A 17,490-nucleotide genomic window follows, 5' to 3' on the forward strand; every position below is an offset into this window, starting at 1 on the left:
TGAACAAACATTAGTTTGCTACGAAGTGACAGGCAACTTTTCGATTCTCATAATCTAATAAAGTCGGAGCCACTTTTTTACATTTTTCTCTTGCCATCGGGCAGCGAGTGTGAAACTTACATCCGCTCGGTGGATTTGATGGTGATGGAAAATCTCCTGTTAGAATAATTTTCTCACGCTGCTCATCGGGATCTTTTTTAGGGATAGAAGTTAATAATGACTTTGTATAAGGATGATAAGGATTTGTAAAGATATCTTCTTTTTTCGCATATTCAATAACTTCTCCAAAATACATGACTGCCACATTAGTTGCTATGTACTGAACAACTTGTAAATCATGTGAAATAAATATATAGGTTAAATTCAACTGTTCCTGTAAGTCCTGTAAAAGATTAAGAATCTGAGATTGAATCGAAACATCTAGTGCGGAAACCGGTTCGTCTGCGACTATTAGTTTTGGTTTTAACATTAATGCACGGGCAATTCCAATTCTTTGCCTTTGCCCCCCTGAAAATTCGAAAGGATAACGGGTTAAGCTTTCTCTAGTGAGACCAACTCTTTCAATCATTTCTTCAACTAGGTAGTCCCGTTTTTCCCTTTCTATTTTATGTGCGATAAGAGGTTCGGATAAAATTTTTTTTATTGTATGTCTTGGATTTAAGGTATCAAAGGGATTTTGAAAGACCATTTGAAAATCTTTTCTCACTTCCTTCATTTCCTTCTTCCCTAAATCCATTAAGTTTTTCCCTTCGTATAAAATTATTCCTTCATCTGGTTCTAATAACCTTAGCAATAGCCTTCCAGTTGTTGATTTCCCACAACCTGATTCACCAACAATGGCAAGGGTTTCTCCTTCGCTTACTTTTAGGTTCACGCCATTTACGGCATGAACATACTTTTTCTCTCGAAAACGACTTCCCGAAATTGGAAAACTTTTTGTTAAACCTTTTACCTCTAATAATGGCGGATTCATGTATGCACCTCCATTACGGTTTCCATTTCCTTTTGGTGCAACCAACAGCGGTAGCTAGTCTTTTCATCAATTGTATTTAATCTTGGTTCTTCCAGATAACAGCGTTTCATGACAAAGTCACATCGATCTGCAAATCGACAACCCTTTGGCATCTGGTCAGGGGAAGGGACATTGCCCTTAATCGAGTATAGGCGACTATTTCCATCAAGTTGATTGGGAGTCGATTTTATTAAACCTTTTGTATAAGGATGATGAGGGTTCCTAAGTAAAGTTCTAACGTCAGAAACCTCTACTACTTGTCCTGCGTACATAACCATCACTTGATCACAAAGCTCTGCAACAACACCTAAGTCGTGAGTAATTAATAATAGGCTCATACCTGATTCCTTTTGAATTTCTTGCAATAGTGTAATAATCTGAGCTTGAATGGTTACATCTAATGCCGTAGTTGGCTCATCCGCAATCAATAATTTTGGTGTACATGCTATAGCAATAGCAATCATCACTCTTTGTCTCATTCCCCCTGAGAGCTGATGAGGATATTCATTGTAAATTTCCTTTGGACGAGATATTCCTACCTTGTTCAATAGGTCAATCACAACAGCATATGACTCTTTTCTAGTCATCTGCTTATGTTTTTCAAGTATTTCACTAATCTGTCTTCCAATTTTCATGACAGGATTTAATGAGGTCATCGGGTCTTGAAAGATGACACTCATTTCATTCCCACGAATTTTTCTCATTTCTTTTTCCGACAATGCAAGAATATCTTCTCCGTTTAAAAGAATCTCTCCTTTCTGAACTCTCCCATTCGTACCCAAAAGGCGCATAATGGACAAAATGGTCATGCTTTTCCCACACCCAGATTCCCCGACAATGCCTAAAGACTCTCCTTTATGGAGAACTAAATCAACATGATCAACAATAGTAGTATAGTTATGTTCCTTCTTCATTTGAGTTACTAGATTTTTAACTTCTAATATCTTTTCCATCATTCTATCCTCATTCTTTATTTTGCTTTCGGATCATAAATATCTCGTAATGCATCACCAAATGAATTGATTGCAAACACTATAACTGTTATTGAAATTCCTGGGAAGATGGATAACCACCAAGCTTCTGTTAAATACCCACTTCCTTCGTTCAACATTGCTCCCCATTCAGGAGTAGGAGGTTGTGCTCCTAAACCGATATAGCTTAGTGCTGAGGTTTCTAATATTGCTCCCCCGACTGCAAGGGTTGTATAAACAATTAAGATACTTGTAATGTTTGGAATGATTTGATGAAATATTATCCACCAGCTTGAACTCCCTATTGAACGACTTGCTTCAACATATCCTGATTGAATAATCGATAATGTTGTACCCCTGATAAGTCTTGTAAATCCAGGGATAGAGGCTATACCAACCGCTATCATTGCATTCGTTAAACTAGGACCCAAGACAGCAACGATAGCTAATGCTAACACAATTCCTGGTAAAGCTAAAAAAATCTCTGTAATTCTACTAATTAAATTATCTACGAATCCCCCGAGATAAGCACTCATGACACCAAGAAAAGTTCCAATCGTAACAGTAATAGCGACAGCTAACAAGGCAACGGTGATTGTAATTCTAGTACCATAGATTATTCTTGTAAAAACATCGCGCCCTAAAGCATCCGTTCCAAATGGATGTTTTGAGGAAGGTGATTGTAGTAATTCATTAATGTCTGACTTATTTGGGTCTACTGTTATAATAAATGGTCCAATAAGTCCGATGATTATAAAAATAAGAAGTAAAAGAAAGCTAAACAGAGCTTTACGATTCCTAGTGATGGAATAGATGAGATTATTTTTATTTTTTCTATTGGTAATAATAGTGGCTTTTTTCATTGTCTCCGCCTGCATCCTATATCCCTCCCTTTTCTTGACCAAATTTGATTCGAGGATCAAGTAAGTGGTAAAGGATGTCGACTAAAATATTAATGGTTACATAGACAAAACCCATAAATAAGACCATTCCTTGCACCATGGGGAAGTCTCTTGAAGCAATAGCACCTATCGACAATGTCCCTAGACCTGGCCAGGTAAATACTTGTTCAATGATAATGGATCCTCCCAATAACCCTGCTAACTGCAGACCAATAATTGTAACAACAGGTATTAACACATTTCGTAGGGCATGTCGTAACATTACAACTGTTTCACTTAGTCCTTTTGATCGAGCAGTTCGTATATAATCACTTGATAATACTTCAATCATCCCTGTTCTAGTTAGTCTACATATAATTGTTGAGAGTAACAGTCCCATTGCGGTTGCAGGTAGAATCAAGTCCTTCATACCCGTTCCACCTGCAATCGGTAGAAAGCCTAATTTCACAACAAAAACAATAATTAGTAAGATACAAAGCCAGTATCCCGGAATGGAGACACCAAGAGTTGAAAAAAACATAACGATTCGATCAAGCCATGTATTTTTGTGTTTTGCTGCAAGGATTCCTAGTCCAATTCCTAAAATGGTTGCAAACGTTATTGCTGAGAATACAAGTCTAAGGGTGTACGGAAGCCTTTCTAAAATTTCTACTAGTACGGGTCTTCCTGATTTATATGACATGCCTAAATCTCCGCTGATGACACCAATAAAATAATCAAAAAATTGAACAACAAGGGGCTTATTAAGCCCCAATTGTTCTGTAAGCTGCTTCACTTGATCAGGAGTGGCATTTTGACCTAACATAATACCTACTGGATCACCTGGAATCATATGGATGAGTAGGAAGGCAAAAACCATAATACCTAATAGCACAAATATCCCAGAAAAGATCCTTTTGATTAGAAAGGCAAGCATTATTCGCTCACCCAGCTATCATGATAGAGAAGGGACCCTGCTTTACTTAATTCAATACCCTGAACTCTTTTGTTTACTACAGTAAATACTTTTTGAGTATAAACAGGCACCCAGTATGCCTTGTCTACAATATGCCTTTGAATTTCTGCATAAATATGTTTTCTCTCTTCTTGGTCCATGGTTGTTTGTCCCTTAACAAGTAACGTATCTAAGGATGGATCATTCACCTGACTAAAATTTCCTACCCCAATTTGACTTGAATGGAATCGTTGAGAAAGGATAGATGGGTCATCTGCAGTCCAGGCCATTACTGTCATGTCAAATTGACCTTTTGTTACTGCTGCAACGAGGGCTCCAGCCTCATAATTTTGTATTTCAACTTTAACCCCTATTTCTTTATACATCCCTTGTAATAACTGGGCATCTAGTGACCATTGGGGTAGTGATGCTAGCTTTAAGCTAAGTTCCTTTCCATCCTTTTCCAATACACCATTTTGATTTAGTCTATATCCTGCTTGTTCAAGTAATTTCTTTGCTTCTTCGATATTAAATCCGTATCCGTATTCCTCTACAGTTGAATCATAGCCAAAAACTGTAGGAGGTAGTGGTCCATTGACTGGAACGCCTTCGCCCTGTAATACTGCTTTAATAACTGCCTCTTTATTAACTGCCATATTTAGAGCTTGACGTACCTTTTGGTTCTGTAGATGAGTGTTTTTTGTATTCAATTCCAAATATAATCCAAGACCCTGTCCAAGCGATTCTAGTACTTGAAATTTGTCATTATTTTTGAATTTGGCAATGTCCTTCGCTGGAACATCTGCAATGTCAATGGAACCACTATTTAGTGCTGCAACTATGGTCTGTACATCCTTGATCATTTTATATACGATTTTATCAGGATGCGCCGCTCCTTTATTTTCAAAAAAGCTTTCTGCCCATTTAAAGTCTTTGTTCTTTGCTAACACGATTTCATTCCCTGTTTTCCAGCTTTCAAATTTATATGGACCAACTCCAACAGGATTTCTTCCAAATTCATCGCCACTTTCACTAATTGTCTCCATAGAATATGGCTGTAGCCATCCTCCATAAGTTAAGGAACGTAAGAATGGAACTGATGGTGACTTTAATTCAATTACTAATGTAGAATCGTCTGGTGCATTTATTGTTTTCACATTAGCTAAATAATAGGCCACATTTTTACTTTGGGTTGCTGGATTCAGCGCACGATCAAATGTTTCCTTAAAGCTTTTTGAAGTTAATGCTGTTCCATCATGAAAGGTAACTCCCTTGCGAATTTTAAATTCTAATTTTAAACCATCATCTGAAACTTTATAATCCTCTGCCAAATACGGGATGATTTCCAATGTTTTAGGGTCAACAGTTAGTAATCCTCCCCCCATTTTGCTCGCAATATTTTGAGTAGAAGTCATACTTGATTTATGTACGTCCAATGTTTCTGGTTCTTGAGTCATGGCAATTGTAATCGTTCCGCCGTCCTTTGGTTTGTCGCTCTTACCATCATCTTTTTTTGAGCTTTCTTCAGATGAACAACCTACCATAAATATTGATAATATTATTGTAATGAAGAGAATTTTTATTGCTTGAGTCATACTAAGCTTCATTTATTTTTACCTCCAAATTTGTTTAGTTTTTTTTCATTAATTGTCTCAATCCAAAATAAACGCGGCATATTTGCTGTTTACTATCACGAATAAATCGAATCAAATTAACTGCATCATTATGCTGAATAATGAACGAATCGTCATTGACATATTGTAATGGTAGATTTCTTAAACCCGCTGATGAGAAAGTTAAACCATAATCATTCTGATCAATAATGAGGGACATACCTTCTTCAGATTCAAATGTTCCACAATATTCATATTCTTCTTCCTTTTTAAGTGAGTTTTGAACAAATGTATTATGCCTTGCCTTCATCTCTCTACCATCTAGTATGTTGATGGCATAGTTTAATAGACGAAAAACAGGTACATTTTCTATATTTGAAAGGATAACCGCTGTAATTCCTTTGTCCGGAATTACAATTGTGTGGGAGGAAACCCCGTGTAATGATCCTCCATGTTCAATCATTTTGTTGCCATGATAATCTTGGATAATATTTAGACCATATCCATAATATTTATTAGGCTCCATTTGAATATGAGGTTTTAGTATTTTTTCAATACTACTTTGAGATAAAACAGTATTATTTTCTATATTTTTATTGCCGGATATGAGAGAAAAATATTTAATTAAATCATTTAAGGTTGATTTTAGAAATCCTGCGGCGTGCATGGTTGGAGCGTCAAGCCAGACATTCGATTCGACTATTTTTTTATTCTTGTTTCTCTCATTAATAGAATAAAGAGTCGAAGTATTACCATGTTCTCCTAAGTATTTTAAATATAGAACAGTTCGTTTCATTTTAAGTGGCTCACATATGTTCTTTCTAATGTATTCCCAATAACCTTCTCCACTAGCTCGTTCTATGATGTAGCCAAGCAAGGCATAGCCATCATTGGAATAACTAAATTCTGTTCCAGGGGTTCCTAATAATTCGTTCACATTCTCGTTAATATAATGAATCAACTTACCATATGAATCGATAAATGTATTTGATGTATTGATATATCCGAACAGATTTGAATCTTCTCCTCTATCAAAATCTTGAATAAATGATTTAAATAAAGACGACAAGGGTGGTATACCAGTAGAGTGTGTTAACAAGTGATGGATGCTCATTTCATTTGCAGACTTGATGCATAATTCTGGGAGATAATTAGTGATGGATTCGTAGATGTTTATTTTTCCTTTTTCATGTAATTGCAAAATAGCTGTAGCAGTAAAAGATTTTGTCAACGATCCTATTCCAAAAACTGTATGGATATCAATGGGTAATTGTTCTTTAATATTACGAAAACCAAAGCCTTTCTGATAGATTAACTCTCCATCCCTTGCGATGGCTATTCCAATCCCGGGTATACTGGATTGTTTCATAAGTGAATGTAGGTACGATTCAAATTCTTTCATCATATAGGAGTCTAATCCCCCTTACTCTTCATACTTAATAACCGACTGGCACCTATTATTTCCTGCAAACCGCAAACTCAATTTGTTGTAAAGCTTTTTGAACAGGCAGCTTGAAACTCTTTTTCTTTTAATAAATAGTTTTCTACGCTGCTTTCATTGATTTCATAGCCAATCCCAATTTGTTTTGGAACAGATAAGTATCCAGGGCGGGAAAACTTTACCTCGGGAACAACGATGTCATGTTCCCAATAACGATTCGAAACAGAGGTATCCCCTGGGATGGTAAAATTATTTAACGAAGCAATCGCAATGTTGTGTGCTCTTCCAACTCCTGATTCGAGCATTCCACCACACCATACCGGAACTCTGTAAGACTCACATAAATCATGAATCCTTTTGGCCTCAGATAATCCCCCAACTCGTCCTATTTTGATATTGATTATTTTACAACCTTGTAGTTCAATTGCTTTTCTTGCATCCTCTACACTATGTATGCTTTCATCTAAGCAAATTGGAGTAGAAAGAAGGGGTTGAAGTTTAGAATGGTCATAGATGTCATCATGAGCTAGAGGTTGTTCGATCATTATTAGATTATACTTATCCAATTCTATGAGAGTTTTTGCATCATTTAAGCTATAGGCAGAATTCGCATCTGCCATGAGAGGAACATCATTTCCAAATTCCTTGCGTATGGCTTTTATTGGTTCAATATCCCATCCTGGCTTGATTTTTATTTTTATTTTTCTGTAGCCTTGTTGAATCACTCCTTCTACTTTTTTCAACAGGGTTGGAATATCCTTCTCAATCCCTATACTTACTCCTACTTCAACTTCATCTTTGGTTCCACCAAGTGCAGTAGCTAATGGGACTTCTTTCTGTTTTGCATATAAATCCCAAATAGCACCTTCTAAAGCGGCTTTTGCCATTTTGTTTCGTTTAATAGGTTGATAGATTCCTATTAAATCATCTGGTGTTTCAATGGGTTTAAGAAATAAAGCAGGGATCAGATATGTTTGTAACATATACCAAACAGTATCTGTCGTTTCTTCATTGTAGGTTGGATAGGACAACGCAACGCTTTCTCCAAATCCAACTTTTCCATCTCCAAATGCACGGACTATGATAAAGTCTTTCTCTACAGTCGTTCCAAAGCTCGTTTCGAAGCTTGACTTGAGCGGCATTTTTAAACGCTGTAGCTGGATTTTCTCAATATTCAAGATATTTTCCTCACTCTCTAAAGAAAGATTGATATTTTTCGCTAATCTCATTGTAATACTGAATTCGCTTTTGAACTTTTTCCTTATTCGAAGTCATGATACCTGAAATCAATACATTTAAGACTGAGAATATAATGGGCATCCCTTTGATTGAACTCGGGCTTGGCGTATAGACCTTTAAGACATGGTCAGAAATACGACCAACAGGTGAGAGTTCATCATCTGTGATTGAAATAATTTTTGCCCCAAGTTCTTTTGCGGTTTGAGCATAAGAAATCGTCGCATCCGAGTATCTTGGAAAGGAAAAGGTGATAACTAAAGAGCCTTTTTTTATCTTTGCTAGTAGGTAGCTCGTATCTTCTGTCTCTCCACGATATAAAAATGTACTACCTTTTATTATGTTTAGAGTTTGAGAAAGCCAATTGGCTGGAGCACTCGATGTTCTTAACCCAACTACAACAACATTGTCTGCTTGGATAATCGATTGGATGATTTGATGAATTTGCTCTTTTTCAAGTGAATTCAATGTTTTATTCAAATAAAATTGGTCCTGTTCCAAGGTATACGAAATTAGTTCATCTTCCTCTAATGATTGTTCAGTCATTTCTCTAAACTTTTTAATGGGACTTTCTTTTTCAGATGGTGAAAGAATTGTTTTTCTCACTTCTTCCTGTAATGACGAATATCCATCATATTTAAGAGAATAACAAAATCGAATCACCGTTGTTTCACTTGTACCAGTCATATTTCCAATCTCTTTTGCTGATTTTAAGGCTACAACCTCAGGTTCATTCATCATTAATTTCGCTATTTTCCTTTGATGTTTGGTTAATTGATCGTAATGTTGTTTGATTCTTTCTTTCAGCATATAAGTTACTCCTCATATTTCGATTGGATACCACTGAAGTTGAAACTTCCTTATTTCAATAAATGAAGTTTCAACTTCTGAAATTAATATAATACATTGCTGTTTCGTTTGTAAAGAAAAAAATTCCATATTTTCTGATTTTTGTTAAGGTCTGATAGATTTTGTAGTAAAACACGCTCTTCAAAAATAAAATAAGCAGGAATCCCCATAAGGAAATTCCTGCTTATTTAAATCATATATAGTATGCTGCCCCTGCCAAGGACTTTTATTTTATCATAACGTTTAACCTGATTAAAGTATAACTAATCAATAAACAGACTTGATTAGTTCTTTGTCTTCTTAAAGCGATTTCCTGTATTCAAATAAATAAGGATAAATACAACAATACCAATAAATAAAACAAATCCCAAGATAAATAACCATGTAATATTCAATGCGTCACTAAGTATCCAAAACACCATACTAAATGATAATGCAAACATCGCTTTCCCCATGAATTTGCATAAAGCAACAATGTCATACTTCTCTTTTTCTTTTTTTGGTAAGGTGTTGAAGCCTGCGATTAAGAACGAACCCTTACCATTTAATAAGACGATTCCAAAGATAACAAAGAAGCCAATGATAATGCCTGTAACGATCATTTTTATCTCCTCCTATAAAAATTTTCGTTTCTATCTGACATTTATTTAGTAATATAGTTTTAAACTCGACAATAAATAGAGTCGATTCTTATACCGCTCCTCCTGCTTCCAGTAATTCTTTATTTTTGCCCAGGAAGAAAGCCAAAATAAATACAAGTACTCCTGTTCCAATGAGAAGCCATTCTATTCTAATGATATCAGCAATTGGACCAAAAATGAGCATACCAATTGGCATCATGGATGTCGAAATCATCCCAAAGACACCAAATATTCTTCCTAAATAACTTTCCTCCACCTTCTCCTGTAATAACACAGTAGCTGGTGTATTAAAAATAGGCATGGCGACTCCAAATATCCCCATAAAAACTAAGTAAATCCAAAAAATAGGGACAATTCCGAGTGCAAAGGTACATGCACCCATGATAAGAGTCGATAACATCATCGTATGCACCTTGTTTTGAAACCCCTTCCATGATGCAATGACTCCTCCACCTATCATCATTCCGACTGAAAACACGATTTCAATTGCACTTAACCGCCAAACATCATCTCCAAATGAGCGAGTTACTTGAAGAGGTGTGAGAAAGGAAGCAGGTGCTAGTAGCACGAAGAAAATAGCAAAAAACAGAAAGAATTTCTTTAAAAAATCATGATTATGGATATAGATAATGCCTTCCTTTAAGTCACTGAAATAGCTTGTGTCTTGTTTAATAGATGCCTTCTTGTGGACAGGAATATGAAAAAATATGAATAACGTGAGAATTGCCATGGCTGCCGTTATGACATCAATAAAGAAAATCATTTCGATTGAAACCAAGGTTAATAATGCCGCACTGACCATTGGTGAAATAAACATAATAACTGCTTGTATGGTCCCATTTGTTCCGTTCACACCCGTCAATTTATCCTTTGGCACAATTTGCGGTAATATCGCACCTACAGCAGGGGTTTGAATACCTGTTCCCACAGCTCGGATTGCTGCCATAAAAAAGAGTAACCAAGTTGCATCATAGCCCATTAAGAAAACTATTGCCAAAATTAATGTTGCAAGAGCAATCATGGCATCCGATAATATTATCAAAATTTTACGATTGTAGCGATCTGCCCAAACTCCAGCTATTGGAGATAAAATAAAGGCTGGTATGAATCCACAAATGATAAATACCGTCATCATTACACCCGATTTAGTATGTAGCGTGATATACCACATAATCGCATATTGAACTAAGGATGAACCAAAGAGAGAGATGGTTTGACTACTTAAAAAGAGAATAATATTTCTCTTCCAATTATTCCTTGCTTGTTCTGATGGTGAATTCACTCTATCCACAACCTTCTATGCATATTTAATCAAATATAGCTGACTAAAAATGATACCTAATTCCCATGCCAAAAATGCCAAAATTTTCATCTATATTTTTGATTTGATCTATATACACTCACCAATATATTAACATGTTGACTACTCTAACGATAGACACAAAGGTTTCTTTTTCCATACATATGATAATGTTACAGGTTACCCATTAAGTGCTAGAATATTTATATCATTCTCAGAATTGTTCTCCTTCCTCTATACTTCATTTGAAAGGTGGGTTTTTCATGATTAAGAAACTAATGCCCTTTTTATTAGTGATTGTAATGAGTTTCAGCCTGTTTGGATGTTCAGGTGGGTCTTATAGAATTACCATTGGTGAGATTGAAGCTTTTAATAATAAAATATATGGAGAATACAATAGCTTTACAGGTCACTATTTTAAAAAAATTAAAGTAAAAGATGGTGAAACACTACGTGCAACCTTTTCAGCAGACACAAAAAAAGGAAAAATCCATGCAAAGGTAATTGATTCTAACGGAAAGACTATTCAATTCTTGGAATCTGGAGAGACTTTGAAACTTAAAGAACCTGATAAATATAAGATGCAGGTTGAAGGTAAAAAACATAAAGGTGAATTCACTTTATCTTGGGAAATTGAATAAAATCATAAAGATACAATTACATTAAAAAAAACATATTGCGTTTATAAATATACCATTACAAAACGAAAGCTGCCCTCTTGGCAGCTTTCTCAATTTTTATCATTTATTAAAGATAAACTGTTCAATTAATTCAGCAATAACACCTTCGTTATTATCAGATTTCGTTGTATAATCACATACTTTTTTTACATCCTCAACCGCGTTTCCTGCAGCTACGGATAATCCAGCGACCTTCAACATCGCCATATCATTATAATTGTCGCCGACTGCTATGGTGTCTTCGATATCGATATTTAACATTTTCGCTAAGTCCTTTAGACTTTGTCCCTTATTTACACCTAATGCATTAAATTCCATATATCGATTAGAAGAATAGCTTACAGTACAATGGCCTTCGGTAATATGCTTCATATCTTGTTCCAATGACATTAAATACGGAACGTCCATATTTTGGAAGAGAATTTTTGCAATAGGTTCATCCTTCAAGAAATCCACCGAATTTTCCTCAACAAATGTGCATACTTCCTTTGCATTTGTTATTTTTTCTTTTTCGCTCTCAGACAAATTGTAAACATATAGTGTATCTTTTGTATAAAGACGTATACACACATCTTTATTCAAACCGTACTCAAAAATTTCTTTCATTTTATCAAAATTTAAACCTTTAAATTGCAATAATCGATTGTCCTTATTTTCGGTAATTGCCCCACCATTAAAGGAAAGAACATATTCTCCTATTTCATCATACAAATCTAGATCCTTTAAATATCTTTGTATGGACATAAATCCCCTTCCTGTTGCTGGTACAAATTTTACACCATACTCTTCTCTTGCCCTTTTTATGATATCGATATTTCGTTGGCTGATTTCATGTTGATCATTTAATAATGTTTCATCCATGTCGCTCGCAATTAATTTGTATCCCATACTAACATATCTCCTCTTTCTATGTTGTTAAACAAGATGTATTTGATCGAAGCACTTTGTCTACCGTTAAAAACACCATCTCATTATACTAAAATATCATTCTATGCAACATTCTACCATAAATATTATAGATACTACCGAATAAATAAGGTGAAGAATTTTTATTACCCCCTATTTTATAGGCTTTTATCAATGATATAAGCAGAATTCGCGAAATATAACAAAAGCTTCTTATTAAATATTGCTTCTATTATTATTATATTAATTATCATTTTTTACCCCCGCAAACAATAATAATTATCATTAATAATCCTTATCAATTAACAAAATCCCTATTAAACTAGCTCTCTACATGAGTCTTATTATCAATTAGAAAATAATTTTCTCAATTAAATTGACAATGCAATTTTGAAAGAAGTATGATGGTCATATAAGGGGATGAATAAAATGAAAAGCTATGATTTTCACCACTTAAAGCATGTTAAAGAACAACAGAAATCAAAGAAAACCCTGTGGATTACATTAGCTCTCACTCTCTTTTTCACACTGGTTGAAATTGTTGGTGGTCTTATTGCTAATTCGTTGGCTCTTTTATCTGATTCTGCACATATGATGTCTGATGTTCTTGCTTTAGGTTTGAGTATTACTGCTATTTATATGGCAACCAAAAATGCAACCCAAAAGTATACCTTTGGATTTCTTCGTTTTGAAATCTTGGCATCCTTTTTAAATGGGCTTGCATTAATTATTATTTCTTTAGGAATTTTTGTTGAAGGGATTAAGAGGATTATTAGTCCAAGAGATGTAGATTTAACTTTTATGTTCATTGTGGCTTCCATTGGTTTATTAGTAAATATTATACTTACGATTGTACTAGTTCGTAGTACGAGGGCTGAAAATAACTTAAATATCAAAAGTGCCCTCTGGCATTTTATAGGAGACCTGTTGAACTCAATTGGTGTGATTCTTTCAGGGATATTCATTTATTTTACAAATTCTTCTGTTTTCGATCCAATCATCAGCTTAATAATTGGTGGTGTAATCTTTGTTGGTGGGGCAAAGATAATTCATGAATCTTTTTTGATATTAATGGAAGCGGTTCCGAAAAAGTACAATCTTGAAATCATTCGGGAGGATATAAATAAAATGGATGGGGTTAAAGATGTTCATGAATTACATCTTTGGACAATTACAACAGATCATTACTCATTTACAGCACATATTTTTATTCAAGAAAATTATGAACCATACAGACTAATCTCTGAAATTAACAAACTTTTAAAGGATAAATATTTACTTGAGCATACTACTGTACAGATTGAAAATCCTGTGATCAATAACCATGGTCAGTATGGAAAAAATTTTATTATTTAACTTAAAAAAGAATGTAGAGAAATTTTCTACATTCTTTTTTAATCTAAGAATCTACCCTTTATTAATCTTTTGGCTTTGTTAAACTTGAATGTTGATTTCCGTTCCAGGCGCGAACGGTTCGCGGGCGTGACGGGGAGCTTACCTCTAGCTAACGCTCCTGCGGGGTCTCCCCTGCCCCGTTTTCCCGCAGGACGTTGAAAAGGCTCCATTGAAATCAAACCGCACGATAATAATGCTTTAGCATTTTTAGAGGACATTGAAAAGACTTCATCGAAATCACATCGCACGTTAAAATTGCTTTAGCATTTTTAGAGGACATTGAAAAGACTTCATCGAAATCACACCGCACGATAAAAATGCTTTAGCATTTTTAGAGGAAATTGAAATGGCTTCATTGAAATCACATCGCACGATAAAAATGCTTTAGCATTTTTAGAGGACATTGAAAAGGCTTCATTGAAATCACATCGCATGATAAAAATGCTTTAGCATTTTTAGAGGACATTGAAAAGGCTTCATTGAAATCACATCGCACGATAAAAATGCTTTAGCATTTTTAGAGGACATTGAATAGGCTTCATTGAAATCACATCGCACGATAAAAATGCTTTAGCATTTTTAGAGGACATTGAATAGGCTTCATTGAAATCACATCGCACGATAAAAATGCTTTAGCATTTTTAGAGGAGTCTTCGCGCCTGAAACGTAGATCAACACGTCTTAATATCAACAATAAGCTTTAACACAACCAATCTTTTAGTAAAATTATTTACCTTGTTAATTACCAATGGATACCTGTGTTATTAGAATAATTATTGTATTATAATTAATAAAGTCTCCTACCAAAATGAAAAGGAGGTTTATCATATGGCTAAAAAGTCCATGATTGTTAAACAAAAACGTACACCTAAGTTTAAGGTTCAAGAATATACTCGTTGTGAAAGATGTGGCCGTCCACATTCTGTTTATCGTAAATTTAAACTCTGCCGTATTTGCTTCAGAGAACTTGCTTATAAAGGACAAATTCCTGGTGTAAAGAAAGCAAGCTGGTAAGAAGTCTCCATGATAGGAGGCTTTTTTTATATTAATAGCATCAGAAATTGTTCTTTATTCTCACTCCGTCAATTCTATTAGATTACCTTCTGGGTCTTCAAAGACACTCTCGTAGTACCCATCCCCGGTCATACGTGGACCATTGACCAAGTGATATCCATCCTCTTGTAATTGCCTTGTCAATTGATTCACTGCCTCCCTACTCCCAAGAGAAAATGCGATATGCGCCCATCCAAATCGATTTTCCAGATCTCGTATATTCACACTGGATTTCCGCATAATCTCTATTCTTGCTCCGCTATCAAAATGAAGAAAATAGGATTCAAATTCCTTATCTTTGTTATGATATTTTTCATTCGATTTTCCATTAAAATATTTTTCATAGAAGGATTTCATGCCTTCCAAATCCTTTACCCATATGGCTACATGTTCAATTTCCAACATTTTCACTCCTTTTTTTTATCCATTGTCTTATGCTAATCTATTATTTCTTTAAATGGTCCAAGCCTTGAAAAATATTGATCAATGATTTCGAGAACTCCATAATTATTATTTGAGGGTGCTCTATATTTCGTCATCATTTTAACTTCATCACTCGCATTTTCCATGGCAAAGCCATATTGAACACTTTTTAGCATTTCGAGATCATTGCCTCCATCGCCAAATGCCATGGTTTCTTCCTTTTTAATCCCCCATCTATCTTGAAGTAGTTGAAGACCCGAAGCTTTATGAAAACCAGGGACGATTAAATCGATACTCCCATGACCGCTTGAAATTGGTGTGACAAGATGACCAATTTTCCTTTTAAGCAAACCTATTAGGTAATCCGTTTGGTCCATGGGGCAGGATAAAGCAAATTTTAATATTTTATCATTCGTTCCTTCAAAATCTTGTACCCGATTCAAACGGTGATAATATAAATTCACCATTCGATAAAACTCATCGGATTCATTTTCTAGAATATAAGCCCTTTCTTTTCCACATAATACAAAGGATAATTGCGGATACCTCGAAATTTCTTCGATAATGAGGTTTACATCCTTTTTTGGAATCTCAACAGAAAATACTTCTGTCCCACGATCCACAACAAAAGCACCGTTTTCAGCGATATAACTGATTTCATCTTGGAACTCTCCAAAAAAGGATTTTAATTGGTAATATTGATTTCCACTCGCTACAACAAAGTGAACTCCTCTTTCCTTTAATTGTTGATATTGTTTAGCAAAACGCTCACGGTCAAAATCCATATGATCGTTTAGAAACGTTCCATCCATATCTACTGCTATTAGTTTAATCCCCATAATTATCCCTCCTTATTCATTTTTAGCCCCTTCTTTTGTAAAAAAAACCTGTACAATCGAGTTTTGAGAATCACCCTTTTTTAGGTTCAATAGATTATTCAATCTCTCAGAGCTCAAAATCATTGCTAGAGCATAAAGAGCAATAAAGAACGGGAAGATTTCAATTGTTATTTTGGATGCCAAATACCCAAGAAATAGAGGCATAAACGTGCTACCTGTGTATGCTACAGCCATTTGATAGCCCATAATGGTTTGAGATTCTACCTTACCAAATCTAGTTGGTGTTTCATGCAACATAGATGGAAAAATTGGAGCCAATCCTAATCCAATCAGGATAAAACCAATAAGGGAAAAACTTGATGGCAATGGTAAAAATAATAAGATTGTGCCGGCTAATGCAGTAACTTGCCCAATTCGAATAATTATACGATTGCTAACCCTTAAGGTAATAAAGCCAGTTAGTAATCTCCCAATGGTAATACCGGCATAATAAAGGGATACCCACCTGGCAGCTACACTCGTGGATAACCCCTTATTATTAATTAGAAAGCTACTTCCCCAAAGACCCATAGTTGCTTCAGCAGCACAATAAAAGAAGAAGGATATGAGGGCAAGCTTCACTCCCCTAATTTGCAAGGGCTTCGTCTTTTGAGTATTTTCATTCCTCATTTCACTTTTTGATTGTTCTATTTCATTTTTAGAATTGTTGCTTTCGTTTCTTTTCCATAAAGGTAATGTTAAGAATAAAACAATAACTAATGCGAATTGGATACCAGCAATGGTAAAATATCCATTTCTCCAAGAGCTTTCTCCTGAAATATACTGGGCCATGATGATTGGCCCAAGAGTGGCGCCTATTCCCCAGAAACAATGTAACCAGCTCATATGATGTGCTTTATAATGTGTTGCGACATAATTGTTTAGCCCTGCATCAATCGCCCCGGCCCCTAATCCAAGCGGAATCGCACAGATGACTATCCAAATAACAGATGGAGCAAAATTAAAACCTAATAGAGCGATAGCAGTCATCAAGGTACTAACAAAGGCGACCTTTCCCGTTCCAAATCTTTTAAGAACCTTTCCACTTACTAAACTAGAGATGATGGTTCCAATTGAAATTGTCATTGAGAACAAACCCGCCATCTCCAACGGAGCTCCATAATCTGATTTCATCACCGGCCATGCCACTCCTAGTAAAGAATCAGGTAATCCTAAGCTGATAAAAGCCAAATAGATAATTACTAAAAAGAATGTTGCCATATTCGAACCCGCCTTAATCTAATTTTTTAGTATTC

At 35.2% G+C, this 17,490-nt stretch carries 17 protein-coding genes; 3 read left to right on the forward strand and 14 right to left on the reverse strand.

Annotated features, from left to right (window positions below; genetic code table 11):
- Window positions 1–10 precede the first annotated feature (10 nt).
- The 10 genes from BQ6100_RS10510 to BQ6100_RS10555 form a co-directional block, all read right to left on the reverse strand.
- Window positions 11–973 (reverse strand): ABC transporter ATP-binding protein, encoded by a 963-nt coding sequence (locus BQ6100_RS10510; protein WP_075981598.1) that lies wholly within the window; start codon window positions 971–973, stop codon window positions 11–13.
- A complete protein-coding gene (locus BQ6100_RS10515; RefSeq protein WP_075981599.1) occupies window positions 970–1,965 on the reverse strand; it encodes an ABC transporter ATP-binding protein in 996 nt (331 codons plus the stop codon). Before BQ6100_RS10515 ends, BQ6100_RS10510 begins: the two co-directional genes overlap by 4 nt.
- 17 nt (window positions 1,966–1,982) lie before the next feature.
- Window positions 1,983–2,861 (reverse strand): ABC transporter permease, encoded by an 879-nt coding sequence (locus tag BQ6100_RS10520; RefSeq protein WP_097677909.1) that lies wholly within the window; start codon window positions 2,859–2,861, stop codon window positions 1,983–1,985.
- A gap of 1 nt (window position 2,862) precedes the next feature.
- On the reverse strand, window positions 2,863–3,801 hold the full coding sequence (locus BQ6100_RS10525; RefSeq protein ID WP_075981600.1) for an ABC transporter permease: 939 nt from the start codon (window positions 3,799–3,801) through the stop codon (window positions 2,863–2,865).
- On the reverse strand, window positions 3,801–5,426 hold the full coding sequence (locus tag BQ6100_RS10530) for an ABC transporter substrate-binding protein (RefSeq protein ID WP_075981601.1): 1,626 nt from the start codon (window positions 5,424–5,426) through the stop codon (window positions 3,801–3,803). Before BQ6100_RS10530 ends, BQ6100_RS10525 begins: the two co-directional genes overlap by 1 nt.
- A 22-nt stretch (window positions 5,427–5,448) precedes the next feature.
- Complete coding sequence (locus tag BQ6100_RS10535; protein ID WP_075981602.1) at window positions 5,449–6,837, reverse strand: serine hydrolase domain-containing protein; 1,389 nt, start codon at window positions 6,835–6,837, stop codon at window positions 5,449–5,451.
- Window positions 6,838–6,911: 74 nt separating this feature from the next.
- Complete coding sequence (gene menC, locus BQ6100_RS10540; RefSeq protein WP_075983519.1) at window positions 6,912–8,051, reverse strand: o-succinylbenzoate synthase; 1,140 nt, start codon at window positions 8,049–8,051, stop codon at window positions 6,912–6,914.
- Window positions 8,052–8,061: 10 nt separating this feature from the next.
- Complete coding sequence (locus BQ6100_RS10545; protein WP_075981603.1) at window positions 8,062–8,919, reverse strand: MurR/RpiR family transcriptional regulator; 858 nt, start codon at window positions 8,917–8,919, stop codon at window positions 8,062–8,064.
- Between the two features lie 323 nt (window positions 8,920–9,242).
- Complete coding sequence (locus tag BQ6100_RS10550) at window positions 9,243–9,560, reverse strand: DUF3784 domain-containing protein (RefSeq protein ID WP_075981604.1); 318 nt, start codon at window positions 9,558–9,560, stop codon at window positions 9,243–9,245.
- A gap of 88 nt (window positions 9,561–9,648) precedes the next feature.
- A complete protein-coding gene (locus BQ6100_RS10555; protein WP_075981605.1) occupies window positions 9,649–10,881 on the reverse strand; it encodes an MFS transporter in 1,233 nt (410 codons plus the stop codon).
- 281 nt (window positions 10,882–11,162) lie between these two features.
- Between BQ6100_RS10555 and BQ6100_RS10560 the strand changes: the two genes are divergently transcribed.
- Entirely contained in the window at window positions 11,163–11,540 is a 378-nt protein-coding gene (locus BQ6100_RS10560; protein WP_084780324.1) for a hypothetical protein, read from the forward strand.
- Between the two features lie 99 nt (window positions 11,541–11,639).
- Here BQ6100_RS10560 and BQ6100_RS10565 read toward each other — a convergent pair whose 3' ends face one another.
- Window positions 11,640–12,467, reverse strand: coding sequence for a Cof-type HAD-IIB family hydrolase (locus BQ6100_RS10565; protein ID WP_075981606.1), 828 nt, complete (start codon window positions 12,465–12,467; stop codon window positions 11,640–11,642).
- Window positions 12,468–12,914: 447 nt separating this feature from the next.
- Between BQ6100_RS10565 and BQ6100_RS10570 the strand changes: the two genes are divergently transcribed.
- Window positions 12,915–13,841, forward strand: a complete 927-nt coding sequence (locus tag BQ6100_RS10570; protein WP_097677910.1) for a cation diffusion facilitator family transporter — start codon at window positions 12,915–12,917, stop codon at window positions 13,839–13,841.
- Window positions 13,842–14,708: 867 nt separating this feature from the next.
- Window positions 14,709–14,894: a 30S ribosomal protein S14 gene (gene rpsN / locus BQ6100_RS10580; protein ID WP_066366377.1), complete on the forward strand. Its 186-nt coding sequence runs from the start codon at window positions 14,709–14,711 to the stop codon at window positions 14,892–14,894.
- 60 nt (window positions 14,895–14,954) lie between these two features.
- Here rpsN and BQ6100_RS10585 read toward each other — a convergent pair whose 3' ends face one another.
- The 3 genes from BQ6100_RS10585 to BQ6100_RS10595 are packed head-to-tail and all read right to left on the reverse strand — an operon-like array spanning window position 14,955 to window position 17,455.
- Window positions 14,955–15,335, reverse strand: a complete 381-nt coding sequence (locus BQ6100_RS10585; protein WP_075981609.1) for a VOC family protein — start codon at window positions 15,333–15,335, stop codon at window positions 14,955–14,957.
- 35 nt (window positions 15,336–15,370) lie between these two features.
- Window positions 15,371–16,195 (reverse strand): Cof-type HAD-IIB family hydrolase, encoded by an 825-nt coding sequence (locus tag BQ6100_RS10590; RefSeq protein WP_075981610.1) that lies wholly within the window; start codon window positions 16,193–16,195, stop codon window positions 15,371–15,373.
- Window positions 16,196–16,207: 12 nt separating this feature from the next.
- Window positions 16,208–17,455 carry an MFS transporter gene (locus BQ6100_RS10595; RefSeq protein WP_075981611.1) on the reverse strand — a complete coding sequence of 416 codons (1,248 nt, stop codon included), beginning with the start codon at window positions 17,453–17,455 and terminating at the stop codon, window positions 16,208–16,210.
- Window positions 17,456–17,490: the final 35 nt, after the last annotated feature.

The sequence above is a fragment of the Bacillus massilinigeriensis genome, assembly GCF_900117315.1.
GTDB classification, from domain to species: Bacteria; Bacillota; Bacilli; order Bacillales; family Cytobacillaceae; genus Bacillus_BE; species Bacillus_BE massilionigeriensis.

Excerpts from the sequence above, each read along its gene's own strand:
- BQ6100_RS10535 (WP_075981602.1), bottom strand. The coding sequence starts at position 6,837 with ATGATGAAAGAATTTGAATCGTACCTACATTCACTTATGAAACAATCC.
- BQ6100_RS10525 (WP_075981600.1), bottom strand. The coding sequence starts at position 3,801 with ATGCTTGCCTTTCTAATCAAAAGGATCTTTTCTGGGATATTTGTGCTA.
- BQ6100_RS10595 (WP_075981611.1), bottom strand. The coding sequence starts at position 17,455 with ATGGCAACATTCTTTTTAGTAATTATCTATTTGGCTTTTATCAGCTTA.
- rpsN (WP_066366377.1), top strand. The coding sequence starts at position 14,709 with ATGGCTAAAAAGTCCATGATTGTTAAACAAAAACGTACACCTAAGTTT.
- BQ6100_RS10545 (WP_075981603.1), bottom strand. The coding sequence starts at position 8,919 with ATGCTGAAAGAAAGAATCAAACAACATTACGATCAATTAACCAAACAT.
- BQ6100_RS10560 (WP_084780324.1), top strand. The coding sequence starts at position 11,163 with ATGATTAAGAAACTAATGCCCTTTTTATTAGTGATTGTAATGAGTTTC.
- BQ6100_RS10515 (WP_075981599.1), bottom strand. The coding sequence starts at position 1,965 with ATGGAAAAGATATTAGAAGTTAAAAATCTAGTAACTCAAATGAAGAAG.
- BQ6100_RS10510 (WP_075981598.1), bottom strand. The coding sequence starts at position 973 with ATGAATCCGCCATTATTAGAGGTAAAAGGTTTAACAAAAAGTTTTCCA.
- BQ6100_RS10565 (WP_075981606.1), bottom strand. The coding sequence starts at position 12,467 with ATGGGATACAAATTAATTGCGAGCGACATGGATGAAACATTATTAAAT.
- BQ6100_RS10570 (WP_097677910.1), top strand. The coding sequence starts at position 12,915 with ATGAAAAGCTATGATTTTCACCACTTAAAGCATGTTAAAGAACAACAG.
- BQ6100_RS10550 (WP_075981604.1), bottom strand. The coding sequence starts at position 9,560 with ATGATCGTTACAGGCATTATCATTGGCTTCTTTGTTATCTTTGGAATC.
- BQ6100_RS10520 (WP_097677909.1), bottom strand. The coding sequence starts at position 2,861 with ATGCAGGCGGAGACAATGAAAAAAGCCACTATTATTACCAATAGAAAA.
- BQ6100_RS10590 (WP_075981610.1), bottom strand. The coding sequence starts at position 16,195 with ATGGGGATTAAACTAATAGCAGTAGATATGGATGGAACGTTTCTAAAC.
- BQ6100_RS10530 (WP_075981601.1), bottom strand. The coding sequence starts at position 5,426 with ATGAAGCTTAGTATGACTCAAGCAATAAAAATTCTCTTCATTACAATA.